This window comes from Flavobacterium tagetis (assembly GCF_016735615.1).
Lineage (GTDB): Bacteria > Bacteroidota > Bacteroidia > Flavobacteriales > Flavobacteriaceae > Flavobacterium > Flavobacterium tagetis.
Genome location: NZ_JAERSF010000002.1, coordinates 137,856 through 159,116 on the forward strand (window position 1 = coordinate 137,856; position 21,261 = coordinate 159,116).

Consider the following 21,261-nt stretch of genomic DNA (forward strand, 5'->3'; position numbering starts at 1 on the left):
TTCTGAGCACTTCAGAATGGCTTTTTTTATTTTGTGGTTTTTTATACAAATATTCCTAAGTTTTGAAAGGTCTTTTGCTTAAGTTTGTTCCTCTCGAATTTTTAAATTTATTTTTTTAGTACATGAGTTTTCTTGATAAAATATTGGGCAAAAAAGATGCTCCAATACAATCTTCTAATGATTTCTGGAATTGGTTTTTAACAAATGAAAAAGTGTTTTTTAAGACCGTTCAAAATGGAGAAAATATACACCAAGATTTTTTTGATAAACTGGCTCCAAAACTGGATGAAGTTCATGAAGGTATTTATTTCCTTACCGGAATGTTTGATGATCAGACAGCCGAATTAGTTTTAACGCCAGACGGAGCAATTAGAAACATTTACGCAATTGAAGAATTAGTTGCTAGCGCTCCTAAAATTGACGGCTGGAAATTTACAGCTCTAAAACCAGCTTCGGATATTAATAATATAGGTATTACGTATCAGGGTTTTGAATTCAGTAAAGAAAACCTAAAGTTTTATCCTCGCATCCATGAGGAGTATCCAGACGAAATAGATCTGGTTATTGTTTATGATCATTTTATTGAAGAGAAAAAATCTAATATAACCAACGGAGTCTATATTTTTCTGGATAATTATTTAGGCGAACTGCATTCAGTGACTTTGATTGATAATCTTGTAGTTACGGGATCAGATCAAACTTCGGAAGAGCTAATTCCAATCGAGAAATTAAAAGACTATTTAATTTGGAGAGAAAAAGAATTTGTTGAGAAATACGAAGGAACCCGACATAACACAGAGAATGATAGTTATGCCAATTTTGAAGGTAAAAAGCAAGATGGCTCTATTGTTTTGGCTCTGATCAATACCACAATTATTGAGTGGGATAAAAAAGCATCTCACCCTTGGGTTTTTATATTGGGAATTACTTTTGATGACTGTGACAACGGCGGATTGCCAGACGAAAAAACATATAAGCTGTTGGAGGAAATCGAAGAAGAAATCATCTCTAGTCTTCCAGATTCTGAAGGTTATTTAAATGTGGGAAGAGAAACCGCAAACAATAAAAGAGAAATCTTTTTTACTTGCAAGGACTTTCGAAAACCAGCGAAAATTGCTGACGAATTAATTAAAAAATACAGCGGTGTTTTTGAAATAGGCTACGAACTCTATAAAGACAAATACTGGCAATCGTTTAGACATTTTGAACCAAGATAAATTGCAAAAAGCCGTTCTAAGATTTTAGAACGGCTTTTTAATTTCCAAAAAAAATCCGCTTAAGAAAGATCTTCAGCGGATTCAAAACAATCTAAAAAAAAATGTGCAAATTTATTTATAGAGTAATGTTTCCTGTTTTAAGACGCCAAGCTCAATCATACAATCTTTCATCATTTCGTAAGTGCGCTGAATATCGTTGTCTAGTCCAATAGAAAAACGAATCAAACCATCTGTTAATCCCATTTCTTTCTGTTCTTCTAACGGAATTTCACTTGAAGTTGAGGTTCCAGGCGCGCTGAATAATGTTTTGTAAAAACCTAAACTTACCGCTAGATATCCTAAGTTTCGTTCCTGCATTAATTCCATTAATTCATTAGCTTTTTCCAAAGAACCTACATCAATCGTCAGCATTCCGCCAAAACCGTATTCTGGATTAATCATCGTTTTGTATAATTCATGACTAGGGTGACTTTTCAATCCTGGGTAAACTGTTTTTAAACCGTCTTTTTCAAATTGATCTGCCAAATAATGCGCATTATGGCTATGCTGCTTAATTCTGATATGAAGTGTTCGAAGGTTTTTCATCACACTTGCAGAACGTAAACTATCCATTGTTGGCCCTAAAAGCATGCTTGCACCAGAATTTACATTCTTCAATGAATTGATAAATTCTTTCGAAGCACAAGTTACACCGCCAACAGTATCACTACTTCCGTTAATATATTTTGTCAAGCTATGAATCACAATATCAGCACCTAATTTTGCAGGAGAAACTGATAATGGCGAAAACGTATTATCGACAACTAATTTTAAATTGTGTTTTTTAGCAATTTCTGCCAAGCCTGCAATATTAGCAACTTCTAAAAGAGGATTACTAACCGTTTCGCAATACAGGACTTTAGTTTTAGAAGTAATTGCAGCTTCAACAACATTCAATTTTGTAATATCAACAAAACTTGTTTCAATTCCGAATCTTGGTGTAAAGTTTTTCAAGAAAGCATAAGTTCCACCATAAATAGTTCGACTCGAAACAATATGATCACCTGCACCGCACAATTGCAATAGAGTAGGCGTAATAGCGCCCATTCCCGAAGCCGAAACATTTGCCGTTTCTGTTCCTTCCATCGCTGCCAATGCCTGATCTAAATATAAATTACTTGGAGAAGAATGGCGCGAGTATAAATAACAGCCTTCCATATTACCTTCAAAAGTATCAAACATGGTTTTAGCCGAAAGAAAAGTATAAGTTGAAGAATCAGAAATCGACGGATTCACACCGCCAAATTCGCCAAAATATTGCAAATCCTGAATTTTATCTGCTGGGTTGAAGTTTTTCATTATAGTTAGTTTCAAGTTTTTATTTGTTCCAAGTTGCTAAAATTGCAATTGTTATCCTGAGCGAAGTCGAAGGATAAGGAGCTATTTCCTGCTTTCCGTTTCAAGTCCTCATAAAAAAGTCAAAGTTTCTAATGTTCTAAAAAGAGCTTCCGTTGGTCGCTTTTTTAGAACAAGAAACATATGCCTTTTTTACTCCGGGCTTTCCACTTCTATCAGGGCTAGGACATCCATATTTCAAAAGAAATTCTAGTCAAAATAAGATCTAATAAGAAAATTAATCAACCGTAAATTGAATAATTAGATTTTAAAACTAGATAAATGTGTTTATAATGATTTTTAATCTAAATTTGATTCTGAAATTACAATTTACTAGATTTTCTTTCTTTTTAATAACAATCAACCAAAAATGACTTTAGACGCTACAGATAAAAAACTTCTGGTTTTACTTCAAACCGATAGTAAAAAAACAACCAAAGAATTATCATTAAAACTTGATCTTTCGGTTACGGCAGTATACGAAAGAATCAAAAAATTAGAACGCGAAGGCATAATAAAAAACTACGTGGCATTAGTAGATAAATCCAAAATTGAAAAAGGATTTGTGGTTTTTTGCCATTTAAAACTCATTCAACACACGAAAGAATTTCTAACCAAATTTGAAAGTGAAGTCATAAAACTAAACGAAGTTCTAGAATGCCATCACGTAAGCGGCGATTATGATTATATCTTGAAAGTCTTAGTAAAAGATATGGAAGCGTACAGAGAATTTTTAGTAACCAAACTTACTTCTTTACAGCATATTGGCAGTACGCAAAGTATGTTTATGATTAGTGAAGTGAAGAATTCGACAGTGATTTCTTTTTAGGAGTTTCAAAGGTTCAGAGAGGCAAAAGGGATAAAGTTTTTTCTGTAGAGATGCACTGCAGTGCATCTAGCATAAGTTAAATACATAAACGGAAAACATTAACAAAATTCACAGCTAAAAAACCTTAAATTTGAATTTAAATATAAGCAAAATGGAAACGAAAGAATTAAGACGTAAGCTTATAAAAGATTTTGGTAAATTCATTGATGACGATTCAAAACTAGAAATTTTGGAAAGTGTTTTTGATGCCATCAAGAACGATGAAAAAGAGTCAATCGTTCCAGATTCACATTACAATAAAGTCGCTGAAGAAAGAGAAAAATATTTGTCTGGAGAAGTAGAGGCAAATACTTGGGAAGAAGCAGAGCAACGACTGAATGCTAAATATAGTTTTTAAGATTAAAATTTTACCATTAGCAGAAAAAGAAATTGATGAATCTATTGAATTCTACTAAAGCAGAAGCAAAGGTTTGGGAAAGCAATTTCTAACATATTTAAAATCTTATCTTAAGGTTTTGAAGATAAATCCAGAGTTATTTGAAATCAAAAAACAGCCAGGTTATAGAGAAATGACTTTGGTTAAATTTCCATTTGTTATCATTTATGAGATTATTGGCACTGAAATAATTATTTATTCCATATTTCATACTTCGAGAAATCCAGAAAGAAAACTTTAAGGCTAAGATTCTAAGTTTTCTTTTTTATCTTATAAAGTTATAAACTTTGCGACTCTGCGTCATTGCGAGGTTAAAAACAAAACTTAGCGAACCTTATACAATCTTAACAGCTTCAAGATTAAAACAGGCTAATATTTCACACAAAAAACATTGAAAATTAAACTTCAAACAGAACTTTATTGCTTAATTTTGTAACCGCTAAAATAAAAACAAAATACTATGAGTTCATTTGACGTAGTCATTATAGGTTCAGGTCCTGGAGGATATGTATCAGCAATTCGTTGCGCACAATTAGGTTTCAAAACTGCAATTGTAGAAAAATATAATTCATTAGGCGGAACTTGCCTTAACGTAGGTTGTATTCCTTCAAAAGCATTATTATCTTCTTCTCATCATTATGCTGAAATCGCTCATTTCGCAGATCACGGAATTGAAGTTTCAGGAGATGTAAAAATCAACTTAGAGAAAATGATCGCGCGCAAGCAAGCCGTTGTAGATCAAACAGTAGGTGGAATTAACTACCTAATGGATAAAAATAAAATCACTGTTTTCAATGGTTTAGGTTCTTTCGTAGACGCAACACACATTGCTGTTGCAAAAGCTGACGGAACGTCTGAAACTATTGAGGCAAAATATACTGTAATTGCTACAGGATCAAAACCATCTTCTTTACCATTTATCAAAATTGATAAAGAAAGAATTATTACTTCTACTGAAGCTTTAGCTTTAAAAGAAGTTCCAAAACACTTAGTAATCATTGGTGGAGGAGTTATCGGAATCGAGCTTGGACAAGTTTATCTTCGTTTAGGAGCTCAGGTTTCTGTAGTTGAATTCATGGACAGAATCATTCCAGGAATGGACGGAGCTCTTTCTAAAGAATTGACTAAAGTGTTGAAAAAACAAGGAATGAAATTCTACGTTTCTCACAAAGTAAAATCAGTAGAAAGAAACGGTGATGCTGTTGTAGTTCAAGCTGAAAATGCAAAAGGAGAAACTATTACTCTTGAGGGAGATTATTCATTAGTTTCTGTTGGTCGTCGTCCTTACACAGACGGATTAAACGCTGACAAAGCTGGAGTTAAAATTTCAGATAGAGGTCAAGTTGAAGTAAACGATCATTTGCAAACTAGTACTCCAAATATTTATGCAATTGGTGACGTTGTTCGTGGAGCAATGTTAGCGCACAAAGCGGAAGAAGAAGGAGTAATGGTTGCTGAAATCTTAGCGGGTCAAAAACCACATATCGATTACAATTTAATTCCTGGTGTTGTTTACACTTGGCCAGAAGTTGCTGCAGTTGGGCAAACTGAGGAGCAATTGAAAGCTGCTGGAGTAAAATATAAATCAGGAAGTTTCCCATTCAAAGCTTTAGGACGTGCAAGAGCAAGTGCTGACTTAGACGGATTCGTAAAAATCTTAGCTGATGAGAAAACAGATGAGGTTTTAGGAGTTCACATGATCGGTGCTCGTACAGCAGATTTAATTGCTGAAGCGGTTACTGCAATGGAATTTAAAGCTTCTGCTGAGGATATTTCTAGAATGAGCCACGCGCATCCAACTTTCGCGGAAGCGGTAAAAGAAGCAGCATTGGCAGCGACAGAAAATAGAGCTTTACACGTATAATTTTTACGTTAAATTATATTTAAAAACCGTTAGAGTGATCTGACGGTTTTTTTGTGCTTCATATAATATAATATTCAAAAATAATTTTGTAAATTAGATGTGTATTTCAGGTGCTATCTTTATGATAATTAAAAAGATAGTATTATGAAAACTAAATATGTAGTTCCGGTTTTGATCGGAGCAGGGATTGGACTCGCATTGTATTCTTGCGGAGGCGGAATTCCAAAAAATGCAAAAGCTGTAACAAACTTTGACAGCGCAAAATATCTCGGAAAATGGTATGAAATTGCCAGATTGGATTACAAATGGGAAAGAGATTTGAACAATGTAACTGCCGAGTATTCTTTAAATGAAGATAAAACAATAAAGGTAGATAATAAGGGCTATAATGTCAAAAAAGACAAATGGGAACAAAGTGTCGGGAAAGCTAGATTTGTCAAAAAAGACAACATTGGTATGCTGAAAGTCTCATTTTTTGGTCCTTTTTATTCTGGTTACAATGTCGTAGCAATCGATCAAGATTATAAATACGCACTTGTGGCTGGAGAAAGTTTAAAGTATATGTGGATACTTTCTAGAGAAAAAACAATTCCGGAAAGTGTAAAAGCAGATTTTCTTATCAAAGCTCAAGAAATTGGGTATAATGTAACCGATTTGGTTTGGGTAAAACACGATAAGGCAAATTAAAAAATAAAGTCCGTCAGATATTAATGCTGACGGACTTTTTTATTTCGATTTGAAAAATTACTTAAGCAGTAAAAACGCTTTTGTAATTATCCCAGTATCTGTAAATCAAGAAAAGGTTTCCTAGGAAAAGAAGAGCTGCAATTGGCAGACCATCTGGAGTAAGAAAATAATTGATAAACAAAATATTTACCGTAATCGGTAAGATCAAGATGTTTGCTAAAGTTACATAACGCCCAGATACAAATGCAATACCACACAATAACTCGATAGATTTTGCCATTGGCATTAAATACGTCGAAGCCATTAAACCTACATTAAATGCTTTAAAATTCCCTGTAGTTTCAGGTTCTGGCATTAGGTGGAAAAAATAACTGATAGAGGCGAACAGCAGCAAAAGGCCAATTAAAACGCGGACAATAATTGTGGCAATTTTCATAATACTTAGGATTTTTTAAGGTTAAAAAATTAATTAAGTTATTGGAAGAAATGCAATCTAAAAGCTCAAAAGAGAATCATAAATTAATTTTTTTAAGGCTCTTTTTTAAGGATTCTACAATCAAATTAACACTGTTTTTGGATTAATCTAATTGTATATCAAATATAACGAATTTTTTCTTATAAAATGAATGTCTTTTTAACAGTTTTGTAATGTAATTCAAATCAAATTGATTATTTTTTTGTTTTCTTCTAATGAAATAATTTTGTCGTAATTTTGACCTTTAAAATTACCTTTTTTGAGAGTTTCCATCCGTAAAAATATTGCCAATCCGAAACTGTTTAAAGAACAGCTTTTAAGTTGGGCGCAACAATTTCGCGAAGTCGTTTTTTTAGACAGTAATTCTTATCCGCAACAGTATTCAAGTTTTGACTGTATGTTGGCAGTTGATGCTTTCACCTCTTTAAAAACAGACTATTACAATGCTTTTGAAGATTTAAAACAATACCAGCAAAACACAAAAGACTGGCTTTTTGGATATCTTTCTTATGATTTGAAGAACGATATTGAAAATCTTCAGTCTAATAATTTTGATGGTTTAAATTTTCCAGATTTGTTTTTCTTTCAGCCTAAAAAAGTTTTTATCCTAAAAGGAAATGAACTTGAAATCCAGTACTTAATGCTGTGTGATGATGAGGTTGAAGAAGATTTTAATGACATAGTCGAAAGTCAAAAGTCGAAAGTCGAAAGTCAAGAAACGATAATCATAAAGCAACGCATTTCGAAAGAATTGTATGTTGAAAAAGTAAATAAAATGCTTCATCATATTCATATTGGAGATATGTACGAAGCTAATTTCTGTATGGAGTTTTATGCTGAAAATGCCGTTATAAACCCATTAGAAAAGTTTCAGAAGTTGAATGAAATTTCACAAGCGCCTTTTTCTGTTTTCTTTAAAAATTACAAAAATTACTTGCTTTCAGCTTCACCAGAACGATATTTGAAAAAAGAAGCAGAGAAGATTATTTCACAACCAATAAAAGGAACTTCAAAACGTTTTGTAGATCCGATAGAAGATGAAAAATCAAAAAACATTTTAGCTTCTGATGCCAAAGAACGTGCTGAAAACATCATGATAACCGATTTGGTTCGAAATGATTTGTCGCATACTGCACAAAAAGGCTCAGTTGAGGTTGAAGAACTTTGTGGAATTTATTCGTTTTTACAAGTCCATCAGATGATTTCTACAATCACTTCAAAATTAGATCCTAAATATTCAGCAGTAGATGTCTTGAAAACAACATTCCCGATGGGAAGTATGACAGGTGCGCCAAAGATTTCGGTAATGGAAATCGTCGAAAAAACAGAAGAAACCAAAAGAGGTTTATATAGTGGTGCAGTTGGATATTTTACTCCAGAAGGCGATTTTGATTTCAACGTCGTAATCCGAAGTATTTTATATAATCAAGAGAATAAATATGTTTCTTTTTCGGTTGGAAGCGCGATAACATCGCTTTCAATTCCAGAAAGAGAATATGAAGAATGTTTATTGAAGGCAAAAGCAATGCATGAAGTTTTGCGATAAAAAAGTTGCCACGAATTGCGCGAATTTGCACGAATTATTTTTTTTCCACAGATTAAAAAGATTTGCACAGATTTTTTAATCAATTTAATCCTTTTAAGCTGTGGCTATTTTTTACGAATTGAAGAAAAAATTCGTGCAATTCGTGGCAGAAAAAAACAGCGCTTAACATTTCGTTTAAAAATAGATCGAATTTAATTTTTTACTTTTATCAGATGTTTTCAAAATTTCAAAATCATATCGTATCCAGATTTTCGTTTTTAGCCGAAAAAAAGCTTTTTTTGGCTGTAAGTGGAGGTTTAGACAGTATGGTTTTGTTACATTTAATGAATCAATTACCTTACGAAATTGCTGTTCTACATTGCAATTTTCAACTTCGTGGACTAGAAAGTTTTGGAGACCAGGAATTTATACAGGATTATTGCGATCAAAATAATATCCCAATTTTTACCACTCATTTTGATACAGAAGCTTTCGCTAAAGATTATAAACTATCGACGCAAGTTGCGGCGAGAGAATTGCGTTACAGTTGGTTTTATGAGCTTTTGGAAGAGGAAAACTTCGATTACATTCTGACTGCTCATCACGCTGATGATAATTTGGAAACGTTTATCATCAACTTAACTCGCGGAACTGGTTTAGAAGGTTTGACAGGGATTCCAGAGCAAAACGATAAAATTATTCGTCCGCTGCTACCTTTTTCAAGAGAAGAAATCTTGAAATATGCAGAAGAAAATAAGATAGAATGGAGAGAAGATAGCAGTAATGCTTCTACGAAATATCTCAGAAATAAGATTCGCCATAATTTGGTTCCAGTTTTAAAAGAAATCAATCCGAATTTCTTGGATGCTTTTCAGAAAACTCAGTCCTTTCTTCAAGAGTCAAAAGAAATGGTTGAAGATGCATCGATTATTGTCTATCAGCAGGTAGCCAAAGAAGAAGGAGATGATATTCATTTTGATTTAAATCAGCTAAAAAAACTTCCTAATTATAAATCATATTTGTATCAATGGCTGAAAGAATTTGGTTTTTCGGCATGGAATGATATTTATGATTTGGTTGAAGGGCAATCTGGTAAACAAGTTCTTTCAGAGGAATTTAGATTATTAAAAAATAGAGAAACACTCATTTTGAGTCCGTTTTCTGAAACATCAGAAAAAGACGAATATGAAATTAGTGAAAACGATACAGAAGTTAATTTTCCCTTAAAAATGAGTCTTTGTAACGTAGGTCACACAACATTCGGTTCAAATAAAGTTATATTTGTCGATTCTGATAAAATCCGCTATCCTTTGATTTTGCGTAAATGGAAAGAAGGAGATGTTTTTCAGCCGTTTGGAATGCATGGAAAATCGAAAAAAGTAAGCAAGCTTTTTAAAGATGAAAAACTATCCTTGATTGAAAAGGAGAAAACATGGATTTTATGCTCAGAAGATCAAATAGTCTGGGTAGTCGGAATAAGACAAGACGAACGTTTTAAAATAGAAAAAGCCACAAATAAAATACTTAAAATAGAATTACAATAATGAACTTTACTCAAGCCCATCAGTCGATAACTTCGAAAAGTATCTGGAATAAAATAACCGCTTTTTTACTCTTTTTCTTTTTTGCATTAGCAAGTAACGCTCAAATATTAGAACCAGTAAAATGGACTTCTAAAATGGAGAAAAAGGGAGATAAGGTTATTCTAATTTTTGATGGAACAATCGAAAAAGACTGGCACATGTATTCTCAGTTTACACCAGACGGCGGGCCATTGGCATTAGAAATAACTTTTAAAAACCAAAAAGGAAACTACGAATTAGTTGGAAAAGCTAAAGAAGGTAAGACTAGAACAGCTTTTAACGATGTTTTTGGCGTAGATGAAACTTTCTTTGAAGGAAAAGCACATATCGAACAAGAGATCAAAATCATTAACCCAAATTTAAAAACGGTTGATGTAGATTTTGATTTTCAGGTTTGTAAAGAAGTTTGCATCAATTCGAGCAAGAAATTCTCAATAGCTGTTCCTTCGACTTTTAAAATGAATGAAGTTCCAGTTGTTGCAGAGGCTAAATTGGACGAGACAAAAGTAGTTGGACTAGCTGTCGATACGGTTAAAAAAGAAGAAGCCGTACAGCCAAAAGTTGAAAAAACTGCAGAAACGGTTAAAGAAGAAATTCCTGCGCCGGCACCTGCAAGAAGTTTGTGGTCAATCTTTTTTATTGCTTTTTTATCAGGATTTGCAGCATTGTTAACGCCTTGCGTTTTCCCAATGATTCCAATGACGGTGAGTTTCTTTACCAAACAAAGTAAAAGTCGTGCAAAAGGAATTAGAAACGCCATTATTTACGGATTTTCAATTATTGCAATTTACGTGATTTTAGGTCTTATTGTAACTAAAATATTTGGTGCAGATGCATTAAATGCTTTATCTACAGATGTTTGGTTTAACTTGATTTTCTTTGTTATTCTAATCATTTTTGCTACTTCGTTTTTGGGAGCTTTCGAAATTATGCTTCCGAATTCTTGGGCAAACAAAGCCGATCAACAGGCTGATAAAGGAGGTTTGATCGGAATATTATTTATGGCTTTGGCTTTGGCAATTGTATCATTCTCTTGTACAGGGCCAATTGTTGGAACTTTATTGGTTGAAGCTGCTTCAAATGGAGGAATTGCTCCAATTGTTGGAATGTTAGGATTCTCGTTAGCATTAGCGCTTCCATTCATGTTATTTGCAATGTTCCCAGGATGGTTAAACTCTTTGCCAAAATCTGGAGGATGGTTAAATACTGTAAAAGTAGTTTTAGGGTTTTTAGAATTGGCATTGGCATTCAAATTCTTGTCAAACGCAGATTTGGTTTTACAATTACATTTCTTAGAAAGAGAAGTATTTATCGCAATTTGGATTGCCATTTTCGGTGCTTTGACTTTATATTTATTCGGAAAAATTACCTTGCCTCACGATAGTCCGACGAATCATATTTCTGTTGGAAGATTGTATTTAGGATTGCTGACATTTGTATTTGCAATGTATTTAATTCCTGGACTTTGGGGAGCTCCTTTAAAATTAATTAGTGCATTTCCGCCACCTCCGCAGTATAGCGAAAGTCCATTTGGTGTTGGAGGCTCAGGAAACGGAGCAGTTTCTACAGAATCTATAAAAGGGCTTCCGGCAGGTGCTGAATTAGGACCGCATGGAATTATGGTTTTCCATGATTACGAAGATGGTTTAGCGTATGCAAAAGAAATCAATAAACCAATTATGCTTGATTTTACTGGTTATGCTTGCGTAAACTGTAGAAAAATGGAAAATAACGTTTGGTCTGAACCAACGATTTTACCAATTCTAAAAAATGATGTAGTTTTAATTTCTCTTTATGTAGATGATAAACGCGAATTGCCAAAAGAAGAACAATTTACAACTGAAGCTGGAGACAAAATCATCACAGTTGGTGATAAGTGGACAGATTTTATGATCTCAAAATACAAAACGAATACGCAGCCTTTATATGTTATTACAGATTTAGAAGGAAAAAACATGAATACTTCTAAACCTACAATAAGCTACGTAAGCGCTGATGAATATTTGGAATGGTTGAAAGAAGGAATTGCTAATTTTAAATAAGTTGTAAAGAAGCAAGAAGAAAGACAATAGAGAATAGACGAAAGACATACTCTAAAGTCTACAATATAAAATCTAAAATAAAGGGGAATTTAATTCAAACAAAAAGCACTCTAAGTCAAATTTAGAGTGCTTTTTTATTTATCAAGTAATGTGAGAAAGGGAATTTATTTTATAAGAATTCTCCGTGTTGAGAGATGTCTAATCCTAGTTCTTCTTTTTCTTCAGTAACTCTTAGAGGAGTAATTTTATTAACGATGAAGAATAAAGCGTAAGAAGCTACAAAAGCAAAGATTGAAACGATAACCAAAGCAGTTAATTGGTTGATGAATAATGTAGGAGTTCCGAAGATTAAACCTTGATTGTCTCCAACTGCAGGGTTGATTGCTTTTGAAGCGAAAACACCAGTTAAAAGCATACCTACCATACCGCCAACACCGTGACAAGCAAATACATCTAGAGCATCGTCGATTTTTCCTTTAGGGAATTTGCTTACTACAATGTTACTTACAATTGCAGAGAATAAACCGATGAAGATTGCGTGAGGGATACTTACGAAACCAGCAGCAGGTGTAATAGCAACAAGACCTACAACAGCTCCGATACAAGCTCCAAGAGCAGATAATTTGTGTCCTAAAATTTTGTCAAGGAAAACCCAAGCCATTGCAGCGGCAGCGGCAGCAACAGTAGTTGTTCCTAAAGCTTGAGCAGCAAGACCGTTTGCTCCTAAAGCAGATCCAGCGTTGAAACCAAACCATCCGAACCAAAGTAAACCTGTTCCTAATAATACATAAGTGATTCTAGCAGGATTTACTTTTTGAACTTTTCTTTTTCCTAAGAAAATAGCTCCAGCCAAAGCAGCCCATCCAGCGCTCATATGCACTACTGTTCCTCCGGCGAAGTCCAGAACTCCCATTTTGAAGAAAACTCCATCAGGGTGCCATGTCATATGAGCAAGAGGAGCGTATATTAAAATGATGAATAAAACCATGAACAACAAATAAGCCCAGAAACGAATACGTTCTGCAAAAGCACCTGTAATTAATGCAGGAGTAATGATGGCGAATTTTGCCTGAAATAATGCGAATAATATAAATGGAATTGTTGGTGCAAGGCTCCAGGCTGTATTGGTTCCAACTCCTGCAAAGAACAAATTCTGAGAGGGATCTCCGATAATTCCTCCTATTGTAGGTCCAAAAGCCAATCCAAAAGCAACAACTGTCCATAGAATAGTAACAATTACCATTGCCATAAAACTTTGAAGCATAGTACTAATTACGTTTTTCTTACCTACCATACCTCCGTAGAAAAATCCTAATCCAGGTGTCATTAGCAATACAAAAGCAGTTGCAACAATCATCCAGGCAGTATCTCCCGTATCAAACTTTACAGCTTCAGCAGGAATTGGGTTGTCTGCAATGATAAAGTTCGAAATAAAGGTTAGGACCAAAATCGTGATAAGAATCACACTTAAAATAATTTTTCGCATAGTTATTTAGTTTTAAATTTTTTATAAAAGTATAAAATGATTTAATACCCCCTAAGAAAATAGGGTTGTGTGTTTAATTTTTGTTAAATTTAAAATTTAACCCCTTTCATTTTGCGTGAATTTCTTAAAACAAACTTAAAATTTACAATTTGGCAACATTTTTTTTTTACTTACCATCATTTTTGATAATTTTTAGGGTAATTGATTGCTATTTTTTGTAGGATAATAGATATTTGTTGTTTAAAAAACGTCTGTTGCATGTCATGATGGATATTTTTTAATCTTTTTGACAATTTTGATGATTATAATATAAGAATGGGAAATAGAAGAATTAAATGGGGAATAGTAGGATTGGGAAACATTGCAAGTCAGTTTGCGTCAGACTTATTATTGGTTGAAAACGCTGAGCTGACAGCAGTTGTTTCAAGAGATTTAGCTAAAGCTGAGGAATTTGGAGGAAAATTTAATGCTTCAAGAATATACAATTCTTATGATTTGCTTTTTGAAGATTCAGAAGTCGAAATCGTCTACATTGCAACTCCTCATAATTCGCACGCCGAATTATCTATAAAAGCTTTAGAAAAAGGTAAACATGTGCTTTGCGAAAAGCCGATGGCTTTGTCTTATCAAGATGCGCAAAGAATGATAGAAGCGTCTAAAAAACATAATGTATTCTTTATGGAAGCTTTTTGGACAAGATTTATCCCTTCAGTTCAAGATGTTCTTCAGAAAATAGGCAATGGAATAATAGGAGACGTTAATTATATAAAAGCCGATTTTGCCTTTCACGGAAGTGAAACAGAAAACAAAAGACTTTTTGATAAAGAATTGGGCGGAGGAGCTTTATTTGATATTGGAGTTTATCCTTTATTCTTGTCTTATATAATATTAGGAAAACCAAAAGAGATTACTGCAAAAGCAATCAAGCATAAAAACGATATTGATTTGCAGACATCGATGATTTTGCAATACGAAACAGCTCAATCTATTTTGCACGCTTCTATAGTTTCAGAATCTGATATGAAAGCTATTATTTCTGGAACAAAAGGACGAATAGAATTAAATGCTCCGTGGTATGTTGCTGATGGTTATTCTTTATTTATTAATGAAGAAAAAGAAGCCACTTTTACTTTGCCAACTTTAGGAAAAGGGTATTCTCATGAAATAATGGAATGCCAAAATTGTATTTTCAATAATGAAATTGAAAGCAAACTTTGGTCGCATCAGAATTGTTTGGATTTGAGTAGAATAGTCGAGGAGATTAAAACTCAAATCAGATTGCCTTTTTAGGATTAAATTATTTTGTAATAAAATATTTACAATTAATTATTTTTCATTAGTTTTAAAAACTATTAATGAAAGGATAATTATGTTAGTAAAAGTTTACGGAAGTGCGGTTTTTGGAGTTGAAGCCACAACGATTACAGTTGAGGTTCACATGGACAAAGGAATTGGTTATCATTTAGTTGGGCTTCCGGATAATGCTATAAAAGAAAGCAGTTATAGAATTGCCGCTGCACTCAAGAATAATGGTTTTAGTCTTCCGGGAAAGAAAATTACAATCAATATGGCGCCAGCCGATCTTCGAAAAGAAGGATCTTCATACGATTTGACATTGGCTATGGGAATTTTAGTTGGTTCAGATCAGATAAAAGCTCCAGAAATTGAACGATATATTATTATGGGAGAACTTTCTCTCGATGGAAGTTTACAGCCTATTCGTGGTGCACTGCCAATTGCAATCAAAGCCAAAGAAGAAGGTTATAAAGGATTTTTTCTCCCAATTCAAAATGTGAAAGAAGCGGCTATTGTAGCAGGTTTAGATGTTTACGGAGTTGAAAATTTAAAAGAAATTATTGATTTTTTCGCTGGCAAAGGAACGCTTCAACCCACAGTTATCGATACAAGAGCAGAATTTTACAAAACCCTCGATTTTCCCGAACATGATTTTTCAGACGTTCGCGGGCAAGAAAGCATTAAGCGCTGTATGGAAATTGCAGCAGCGGGCGGACATAATATTATTTTGATTGGTCCGCCAGGAGCAGGAAAAACGATGCTGGCCAAACGTGTTCCGAGCATTTTACCGCCCATGACTTTGCGTGAAGCTTTAGAAACCACCAAAATTCATAGCGTTGCAGGAAAATTAAAAGAAGTAGGATTGATGAATCAGAGGCCTTTTAGGAGTCCGCATCATACAATTTCTAATGTCGCTTTGGTCGGAGGAGGAAGCTATCCTCAACCTGGTGAAATCTCGATGGCGCACAATGGTGTTTTATTTTTGGATGAGTTGCCAGAATTCAAGCGTGATGTTTTAGAAGTAATGCGTCAGCCGTTAGAAGATCGCGAAGTAACGATTTCAAGAGCCAAGTTTACTATTACATATCCATCTTCTTTTATGCTTGTGGCAAGTATGAATCCAAGTCCAAGCGGATTTTTTAATGATCCGAGTATGCCAAATACTAGTTCGCCACACGAAATGCAGCGTTATATGAGTAAAATTTCGGGGCCTTTATTAGACAGAATCGATATTCATATAGAAGTTACGCCCGTTCCGTTTGAGAAATTATCAGACGAACGAAAAGCGGAAAGCAGTGTCGAAATTCGTAAACGAGTTACAGCAGCAAGAGAAATTCAAACCAAAAGATTTGAAGCCGTTGAAAATGTTCATTACAATGCACAAATGAGCAGTAAACTAATTCGAGAATTTTGCGTTTTAGACGAACCTTCAAAAGAATTGCTCAAAACCGCAATGGAAAGATTAAATCTTTCTGCCAGAGCTTATGATAGAATTTTGAAAGTTTCCAGAACTATAGCCGATTTAGATCATTCTGAAAATATTGTTTCATCTCATATTGCAGAAGCTATTCAATATAGAAGTTTGGATCGAGAAGGATGGCTTGGGTAGAATTGTTAATTGTTAATTGTTAATTGTGAGATGTAAGATGTAAAATAATAAAGCTTTACTTTTAGCATCTCACATTTCACATTTTACATTTCACAATAATAATGGCTTTTATTGTTTCGGATAAAAGAATTTGAAAGAATTAGAAACAGCTGTATGCAGAATAGATCCGTGGTTTTCTTCTGGGAAATAATCGAAGTGCGTTTTTACACTTTTGCTTTTCGATTCTTTTAGTTTTTCAGCAAGTAAATTAGCATCAACTTCCATAACATGTGGAATTGCTGTTGGAGCTAGTCCTTCTTTGCCAACAGCAATATAAATTTCAGTTTGCTGATTGAAATTTTCTTTCAGCATTTCAGAATCTAAACTTAGCAAAGAACCATTGTTCCACCATAAACTAGGACTTACAATAATATATCTATTAAAAAGAGTTGGCTTTTTAAGTAAGATTTCAGTTCCTAATAAACCCCCAAGAGATTGGCCAATAATGGTTTTAGAATCATTTGTCTTGTATTTCTTTTCAATAAAAGGCTGTAATTCTTTTTCAATAAAAGCTATAAACTGATCAGAATGTCCTGTTGTTGGAAAACGAGTTTTGTCTTTTTCGATAGAAGTTGGAAAAGTAAAATCTCTTTTTCTATCAACAGTTGCAATACCCACCACAATTGATTTTGGAACCTGATTAATCCATTCAAAACTATTAAACTGAACTAATCCCGAGATATGAATAAAATCTTCATCAGCAGAACCGTCCAATAAATAAATAACAGGATATTTTATGTCTTCTGCTGGATTGTAGCCTTCTGGGAGATAAATGTTTAAAATTCTTTTTTCATTCAGTTCTTTTGATTGAATTTCATCAATAACGCCTAATACAAAAGGTTTTACTGTTTCAGTGGTTTTCGTTTTATTTTTTTGTGCGAATATAAAATTCGAAGAAAAAAATAAAAAAGCTAGGGCAACAAATTTGGTCATTAATTTTTGAAATTTTGTGGTAAAGATTCTTGTTTTACTTCTTGTTCGGGCTTGTAGTAACTGCTTCTATTTGTAGTGACAATTAAAACGCCTGCTTCGCCGTAATTACCATAGAGGCTGATTCCAGCTTGTTTTTCAAGAGCAATAATTTTTTTGATTTCAATTTTAGAAAGTACAAGTTTTTCTTTCTCTAAATCCTGATAACGATGAGGAATCCCGTCTACAACAACTATTGGATGATCTGTAATTTTTCCTGTTTTGGCAAGATTTGCAATAGAGTCTGATAGATATAGTTTGTCTTTTCCTTCGTCTGAAAGTTCATATCTATTTTGAGAAAAAACGGTGATTGAAATTAATAACAAGAAGAAAGTGAGGAGTTTCGCCATTGGATTAGTTTTAAGTTTTTTGGAATTAAAAAATGATTTTCTAATCGAAAATACAAAAAAATCCTGCAAAAATGCAGGATTTAACAAATGATGTAATTATTTAGTTTTTAATTTTTTCCAGCAAAAATAGCATCTAAACCTTCCATTGCAATAGTGAAACCTTCTTTGAAACCCATTTGAATAATCATTTCCAAATCAGATAGTTTTTCGTGTTTGATGATAACATCAACAAAAGTAGAACCGTCTTTTTCAGAGAAAGTCACATTCCAGTCAGAGCGTGGAAATTCTTTGTTTAGATTTCCTTCGCTGTCGCTAAAAGCATCTAGATATTTAAAATTAGTTTTCGGACTAATTGAAGTAAAATCTGCAATCGCCCAATGTTCTTCGCCTTCTGGTCCAAGCATTGCATACAATCTTCGTCCGCCTTCTTTAAAATCCATGCTTTTCGTTTTAGCTTTCCAAGGAGCAGGAGCCCACCACAAATCCAGAATCTGAGGTTCTGTCCAGGCAGACCAAACTTGAGGCAGCGAAGCATTAAATTCGCGTTTTACATTGACAGTATTATTTTCTTTATCAACTGTAAAATTCATTAAAAGATTTGATTTCATTTTTTTTAGATTTTAATTCGTTAATAATAATTCGGCTAAAATGGCTTTACTTTTCTGCTAAGATTTTGTCCAAACCTTCCATCGCTGATGTAAAACCTTGTTTGAATCCCATTTCGATTATTTTTTCCAGTTCTTCAAAACTGTCTCGTGTAATAACAATATCTACAATAGTAGAATCTCCCTGTTCTGTAAATGAAACGTCCCAGAAAGAACTGCCAAAAGCAGAATTTGGATTGCCTTCAGCATCGCAAAAAGTAGACGTATACTTAAAATTTGTTTTAGGAGAAATCGAAGTATAATCAAAAGTGCTCCAGCCTTGTGCGCCTTCAGCACCAACCATTGCGTACAATCTTCTTCCGCCTTCTTTAAACTCCATGCTTTTGGTTTCAGATTTTAACGGAGCTGGCGCCCACCATAAATCCAGAATTTCTGGTTCTGTCCATGCAGACCATACATTTGACAATGGGGCGTTGAATTCGCGTTTTACATTCACTCTTTTATTTTCCTTGTCTACAGAAAAAATCATTAATAAATCAGTCTTCATTTTCTTTAGATTTTAAGTTTAGTAATACTTGATCCAATTGACTAAAACGCTGTTCCCAAATTGCTTTAAATTGCTCCAGCCATTGATCAACTTCTTTCATTTTATCAATTTTGAGCTGATAATAAATTTCTCTGCCCAATTTCTTTTCTTCCAATAAATCACATTCATTCAATATTTTAATGTGCTTAGAAACCGCTTGTCTTGTAGTTTGAAACTGCTCTGCAATTGCATTGGGTGTTAATGCACTCGAAGAAATCAAAACTAATATTGCTCTTCTCGTCGGATCGGCAATCGCTTGAAAAATATCTCTTTTCATTTTTTTTGAATATTTATTCGCAACTAATCAGTTGCAAATATATGCAACTTTTTGGTTGCGTAATTAAAAAATGTGATTTTTTTAAATGAGAAGAACTTAAACAAAAAAAGACGCATCAAAAATGCGTCTTTTTCTCTATAATCGTGTTATATAATTACCGTCTAAATTTATTCTTTACGATGATGTCTTTTAGCTTGGCTTTCAGGTCTTCACCTGTATCATAAACCATCTGTTCGTTGTTCGGAAAAGCAATAGCGCGTTTATCAAAATACCCAAGATAATTATCGTCGCAAGCACCTCTGTTTCCTTTGTAAGTAGAATAAATATTCTCGAAAACATATTCGCTGCTTATCGGGAAAGTCTGCACCAGCTGATTACTTTTTAAATCAACATAATCCACTTTTGCTGTTACAAGACAAGATTTAAACTGTCTGAATTCGTAAACCGTTGCACGAAGTGTTTTATAATTATCCACTTTTATTTCTTTGCCTAAACTGTCTTTTACGGGTCTTCCGCGACTGTCCAAAAGCGTTTTTACGCCATCTTTAACTTGTCTTTCCTTTACAAATTCTTTCTCTTTAATTTGTTCTGGCGAAATCGCAATCTGTCTAAAACTCAAAATCAAGCTATAATCATACGACACATTTTTTTGTCTCGCACTGTGGTAAACCGTCCATTTATCATTTAATCCGTAGGTTTTAAAATCCAATAAATCTTCCTGAAGCATTTTCGGAATCACCATTTCGGTTTCGTTTTTCGCGTACACATCTATAAAATCAGTTCCTTTAAACTGAGCGTCGTCCATTAGTTTTTTTGTGTTTTTGTAATTTGGATTAATGCTTTCCAAATACGCAAAATCATCATACGCTTTTCTGAAATCCAATTTATTATTTGATTTCAAAAGTCCCGAAGCATTTTCATATAAATATTTCGAAAGCGCATTTTTGCTGTTTACAATTTCGTTCGAATAATTATCAAACGGGAAATTGGCATTTCGTCCCAACTTCAATAAAGGCAAAGGCAGAATTGGTCTAATTTTTTCCTGACGGTTATTTAGCTGTACATAAGTGTTGTAGATGCGTTCTGCATTTGCTGGATTATTTTCTTTGTTCAGCATTTCCAAATTGCGCAAATCGCGATCTTTGGCTTTTGCAAAAGCTTCTTCAAGCAGATAAACATAATCTTGTTTTCCTTTAGAATCTTTTTTGGTGCGAAGTGCTTCAACAGCACGATCAATTGCACCATCGTAATTTCCATCGCTAAGCATTGATTGTGTTGTTTTTACCCCACAAGAAGAAAGGGCTAAAAACAATATAGAAAATAGAAAAGTAATTTTTTGCATAGTGTGTTTTTTGAAGTTGCAAATATATTTTATTTAACTTTCAACAACTATGCCTTTTTCTAATTTATTTAAGGAGCAGAAAAACCTGTTTCCATAAGTACGTTTACTCCCGCTGTACGCTAAATTCCCGATTAACAAAAACTACGGCTGAAAAAGCCTTGTTTTTCTAAATCGGGAGATACCGCTTCCATCGGGGCTATTTTAGAACTTTTGTTTTTCAGAGGAAATGTAAAAACAAAACTAATTTATTCCGCCACTTTTTTATATTCAAAAGTACCAACCTCAGGATTTGTTATAACACGTTTTTGATTGTCAAAAGAATTTATAGTAAACACAACTGGCAGAATAACAGAAATAATGGTCAATTGAGAATTATCTTTAGATAGTTTCCATTTTGCTTTGTGTAATTCATCTCCAATAACACTTTCAAAATCACCATTTTCTTTAAAAACCTGAAAAACCTGATCTGTTTTAAAACGTTTTTCAATACTTTTTTCTTTTCCGTTTTTAGTCCACTTTACTAGTTGCCATTTTCCGATAAGTTCTTTAGAAGTTTGAGCAGAAGCAGATAAACTGATTAAAAAGACGAATGCTAAAATTAGTTTTTTCATTTTTTAAATGTTTAAAATTCAATTCTAATTTAATGATTTATAATGAATCGAAATAGAAT

Annotated in this window: 21 protein-coding genes; 11 read left to right on the forward strand and 10 right to left on the reverse strand. The window is 33.6% G+C overall.

Annotation, left to right across the window (positions count from 1 at the left end; all coding sequences use genetic code 11):
- Positions 1 to 122 precede the first annotated feature (122 nt).
- On the forward strand, positions 123 to 1,217 hold the full coding sequence (locus JI750_RS07950; protein ID WP_202000023.1) for a DUF695 domain-containing protein: 1,095 nt from the start codon (positions 123 to 125) through the stop codon (positions 1,215 to 1,217).
- A gap of 111 nt (positions 1,218 to 1,328) precedes the next feature.
- Here the strand turns inward: JI750_RS07950 and JI750_RS07955 are convergent, their stop codons facing one another.
- The gene (locus JI750_RS07955) at positions 1,329 to 2,555 is read right to left on the reverse strand and encodes an aminotransferase class I/II-fold pyridoxal phosphate-dependent enzyme (protein ID WP_202000026.1); all 1,227 of its coding nucleotides are present in this window, start codon (positions 2,553 to 2,555) and stop codon (positions 1,329 to 1,331) included.
- Positions 2,556 to 2,961: 406 nt separating this feature from the next.
- Here JI750_RS07955 and JI750_RS07960 point away from each other — a divergent pair, with 406 nt between their 5' ends.
- The 5 genes from JI750_RS07960 to JI750_RS07980 all read left to right on the forward strand — a co-directional run bounded on the left by JI750_RS07960 (position 2,962) and on the right by JI750_RS07980 (position 6,407).
- Complete coding sequence (locus JI750_RS07960) at positions 2,962 to 3,420, forward strand: Lrp/AsnC family transcriptional regulator (RefSeq protein ID WP_012024199.1); 459 nt, start codon at positions 2,962 to 2,964, stop codon at positions 3,418 to 3,420.
- Between the two features lie 151 nt (positions 3,421 to 3,571).
- Positions 3,572 to 3,817: a hypothetical protein gene (locus JI750_RS07965; RefSeq protein ID WP_202000028.1), complete on the forward strand. Its 246-nt coding sequence runs from the start codon at positions 3,572 to 3,574 to the stop codon at positions 3,815 to 3,817.
- Positions 3,818 to 3,890: 73 nt separating this feature from the next.
- Complete coding sequence (locus JI750_RS22000; protein WP_255566572.1) at positions 3,891 to 4,097, forward strand: type II toxin-antitoxin system RelE/ParE family toxin; 207 nt, start codon at positions 3,891 to 3,893, stop codon at positions 4,095 to 4,097.
- A 219-nt stretch (positions 4,098 to 4,316) separates the two neighbouring features.
- Positions 4,317 to 5,720 (forward strand): dihydrolipoyl dehydrogenase, encoded by a 1,404-nt coding sequence (lpdA, locus tag JI750_RS07975; RefSeq protein WP_202000032.1) that lies wholly within the window; start codon positions 4,317 to 4,319, stop codon positions 5,718 to 5,720.
- Between the two features lie 144 nt (positions 5,721 to 5,864).
- Complete coding sequence (locus JI750_RS07980; RefSeq protein ID WP_202000035.1) at positions 5,865 to 6,407, forward strand: lipocalin family protein; 543 nt, start codon at positions 5,865 to 5,867, stop codon at positions 6,405 to 6,407.
- A 61-nt stretch (positions 6,408 to 6,468) separates the two neighbouring features.
- Here JI750_RS07980 and JI750_RS07985 read toward each other — a convergent pair whose 3' ends face one another.
- A complete protein-coding gene (locus JI750_RS07985) occupies positions 6,469 to 6,843 on the reverse strand; it encodes a DoxX family membrane protein (RefSeq protein WP_111377787.1) in 375 nt (124 codons plus the stop codon).
- A 298-nt stretch (positions 6,844 to 7,141) separates the two neighbouring features.
- Here JI750_RS07985 and JI750_RS07990 point away from each other — a divergent pair, with 298 nt between their 5' ends.
- The 3 genes from JI750_RS07990 to JI750_RS08000 all read left to right on the forward strand — a co-directional run bounded on the left by JI750_RS07990 (position 7,142) and on the right by JI750_RS08000 (position 12,032).
- Positions 7,142 to 8,428, forward strand: coding sequence for an anthranilate synthase component I family protein (locus JI750_RS07990; protein ID WP_202000039.1), 1,287 nt, complete (start codon positions 7,142 to 7,144; stop codon positions 8,426 to 8,428).
- Positions 8,429 to 8,640: 212 nt separating this feature from the next.
- Complete coding sequence (gene tilS, locus JI750_RS07995) at positions 8,641 to 9,951, forward strand: tRNA lysidine(34) synthetase TilS (RefSeq protein WP_202000048.1); 1,311 nt, start codon at positions 8,641 to 8,643, stop codon at positions 9,949 to 9,951.
- Complete coding sequence (locus JI750_RS08000) at positions 9,951 to 12,032, forward strand: protein-disulfide reductase DsbD family protein (protein WP_202000050.1); 2,082 nt, start codon at positions 9,951 to 9,953, stop codon at positions 12,030 to 12,032. The genes tilS and JI750_RS08000 overlap by 1 nt, the downstream gene beginning before the upstream one ends.
- A 169-nt stretch (positions 12,033 to 12,201) precedes the next feature.
- Here JI750_RS08000 and JI750_RS08005 read toward each other — a convergent pair whose 3' ends face one another.
- Entirely contained in the window at positions 12,202 to 13,518 is a 1,317-nt protein-coding gene (locus JI750_RS08005) for an ammonium transporter (protein ID WP_202000054.1), read from the reverse strand.
- 315 nt (positions 13,519 to 13,833) lie between these two features.
- On the opposite strand from JI750_RS08005, the gene JI750_RS08010 reads away from it, so the two are divergent.
- Positions 13,834 to 14,808 carry a Gfo/Idh/MocA family protein gene (locus JI750_RS08010; protein ID WP_202000057.1) on the forward strand — a complete coding sequence of 325 codons (975 nt, stop codon included), beginning with the start codon at positions 13,834 to 13,836 and terminating at the stop codon, positions 14,806 to 14,808.
- Positions 14,809 to 14,887: 79 nt separating this feature from the next.
- On the forward strand, positions 14,888 to 16,423 hold the full coding sequence (locus JI750_RS08015; RefSeq protein ID WP_202000060.1) for a YifB family Mg chelatase-like AAA ATPase: 1,536 nt from the start codon (positions 14,888 to 14,890) through the stop codon (positions 16,421 to 16,423).
- 108 nt (positions 16,424 to 16,531) lie between these two features.
- Here the strand turns inward: JI750_RS08015 and JI750_RS08020 are convergent, their stop codons facing one another.
- From JI750_RS08020 to JI750_RS08050, 7 genes are all read right to left on the reverse strand, one after another.
- On the reverse strand, positions 16,532 to 17,395 hold the full coding sequence (locus JI750_RS08020; RefSeq protein ID WP_202000064.1) for an alpha/beta hydrolase: 864 nt from the start codon (positions 17,393 to 17,395) through the stop codon (positions 16,532 to 16,534).
- Positions 17,395 to 17,781: a hypothetical protein gene (locus JI750_RS08025; protein ID WP_202000068.1), complete on the reverse strand. Its 387-nt coding sequence runs from the start codon at positions 17,779 to 17,781 to the stop codon at positions 17,395 to 17,397. The genes JI750_RS08020 and JI750_RS08025 overlap by 1 nt, the downstream gene beginning before the upstream one ends.
- A gap of 107 nt (positions 17,782 to 17,888) precedes the next feature.
- A complete protein-coding gene (locus tag JI750_RS08030) occupies positions 17,889 to 18,389 on the reverse strand; it encodes an SRPBCC family protein (protein WP_202000071.1) in 501 nt (166 codons plus the stop codon).
- Positions 18,390 to 18,435: 46 nt separating this feature from the next.
- On the reverse strand, positions 18,436 to 18,933 hold the full coding sequence (locus JI750_RS08035; protein WP_202000074.1) for an SRPBCC family protein: 498 nt from the start codon (positions 18,931 to 18,933) through the stop codon (positions 18,436 to 18,438).
- Positions 18,923 to 19,249, reverse strand: a complete 327-nt coding sequence (locus JI750_RS08040) for an ArsR/SmtB family transcription factor (RefSeq protein ID WP_202000077.1) — start codon at positions 19,247 to 19,249, stop codon at positions 18,923 to 18,925. The genes JI750_RS08035 and JI750_RS08040 overlap by 11 nt, the downstream gene beginning before the upstream one ends.
- Before the next feature lie 154 nt (positions 19,250 to 19,403).
- Complete coding sequence (locus JI750_RS08045; protein WP_202000079.1) at positions 19,404 to 20,591, reverse strand: hypothetical protein; 1,188 nt, start codon at positions 20,589 to 20,591, stop codon at positions 19,404 to 19,406.
- Positions 20,592 to 20,836: 245 nt separating this feature from the next.
- Positions 20,837 to 21,202: a hypothetical protein gene (locus JI750_RS08050; protein WP_202000083.1), complete on the reverse strand. Its 366-nt coding sequence runs from the start codon at positions 21,200 to 21,202 to the stop codon at positions 20,837 to 20,839.
- Between the last annotated feature and the right edge of the window lie 59 nt (positions 21,203 to 21,261).

Bases quoted from the DNA above. Each gene is read 5' to 3' on its own strand.
- JI750_RS07960 (WP_012024199.1), top strand. From the start codon at position 2,962: ATGACTTTAGACGCTACAGATAAAAAACTTCTGGTTTTACTTCAAACC.
- JI750_RS08045 (WP_202000079.1), bottom strand. From the start codon at position 20,591: ATGCAAAAAATTACTTTTCTATTTTCTATATTGTTTTTAGCCCTTTCT.
- JI750_RS07985 (WP_111377787.1), bottom strand. From the start codon at position 6,843: ATGAAAATTGCCACAATTATTGTCCGCGTTTTAATTGGCCTTTTGCTG.
- JI750_RS08030 (WP_202000071.1), bottom strand. From the start codon at position 18,389: ATGAAATCAAATCTTTTAATGAATTTTACAGTTGATAAAGAAAATAAT.
- JI750_RS08035 (WP_202000074.1), bottom strand. From the start codon at position 18,933: ATGAAGACTGATTTATTAATGATTTTTTCTGTAGACAAGGAAAATAAA.
- JI750_RS08040 (WP_202000077.1), bottom strand. From the start codon at position 19,249: ATGAAAAGAGATATTTTTCAAGCGATTGCCGATCCGACGAGAAGAGCA.
- JI750_RS08020 (WP_202000064.1), bottom strand. From the start codon at position 17,395: ATGACCAAATTTGTTGCCCTAGCTTTTTTATTTTTTTCTTCGAATTTT.
- JI750_RS07955 (WP_202000026.1), bottom strand. From the start codon at position 2,555: ATGAAAAACTTCAACCCAGCAGATAAAATTCAGGATTTGCAATATTTT.
- JI750_RS07965 (WP_202000028.1), top strand. From the start codon at position 3,572: ATGGAAACGAAAGAATTAAGACGTAAGCTTATAAAAGATTTTGGTAAA.
- JI750_RS07950 (WP_202000023.1), top strand. From the start codon at position 123: ATGAGTTTTCTTGATAAAATATTGGGCAAAAAAGATGCTCCAATACAA.
- lpdA (WP_202000032.1), top strand. From the start codon at position 4,317: ATGAGTTCATTTGACGTAGTCATTATAGGTTCAGGTCCTGGAGGATAT.
- tilS (WP_202000048.1), top strand. From the start codon at position 8,641: ATGTTTTCAAAATTTCAAAATCATATCGTATCCAGATTTTCGTTTTTA.
- JI750_RS08000 (WP_202000050.1), top strand. From the start codon at position 9,951: ATGAACTTTACTCAAGCCCATCAGTCGATAACTTCGAAAAGTATCTGG.
- JI750_RS08050 (WP_202000083.1), bottom strand. From the start codon at position 21,202: ATGAAAAAACTAATTTTAGCATTCGTCTTTTTAATCAGTTTATCTGCT.
- JI750_RS08025 (WP_202000068.1), bottom strand. From the start codon at position 17,781: ATGGCGAAACTCCTCACTTTCTTCTTGTTATTAATTTCAATCACCGTT.
- JI750_RS08015 (WP_202000060.1), top strand. From the start codon at position 14,888: ATGTTAGTAAAAGTTTACGGAAGTGCGGTTTTTGGAGTTGAAGCCACA.
- JI750_RS07980 (WP_202000035.1), top strand. From the start codon at position 5,865: ATGAAAACTAAATATGTAGTTCCGGTTTTGATCGGAGCAGGGATTGGA.
- JI750_RS08005 (WP_202000054.1), bottom strand. From the start codon at position 13,518: ATGCGAAAAATTATTTTAAGTGTGATTCTTATCACGATTTTGGTCCTA.
- JI750_RS08010 (WP_202000057.1), top strand. From the start codon at position 13,834: ATGGGAAATAGAAGAATTAAATGGGGAATAGTAGGATTGGGAAACATT.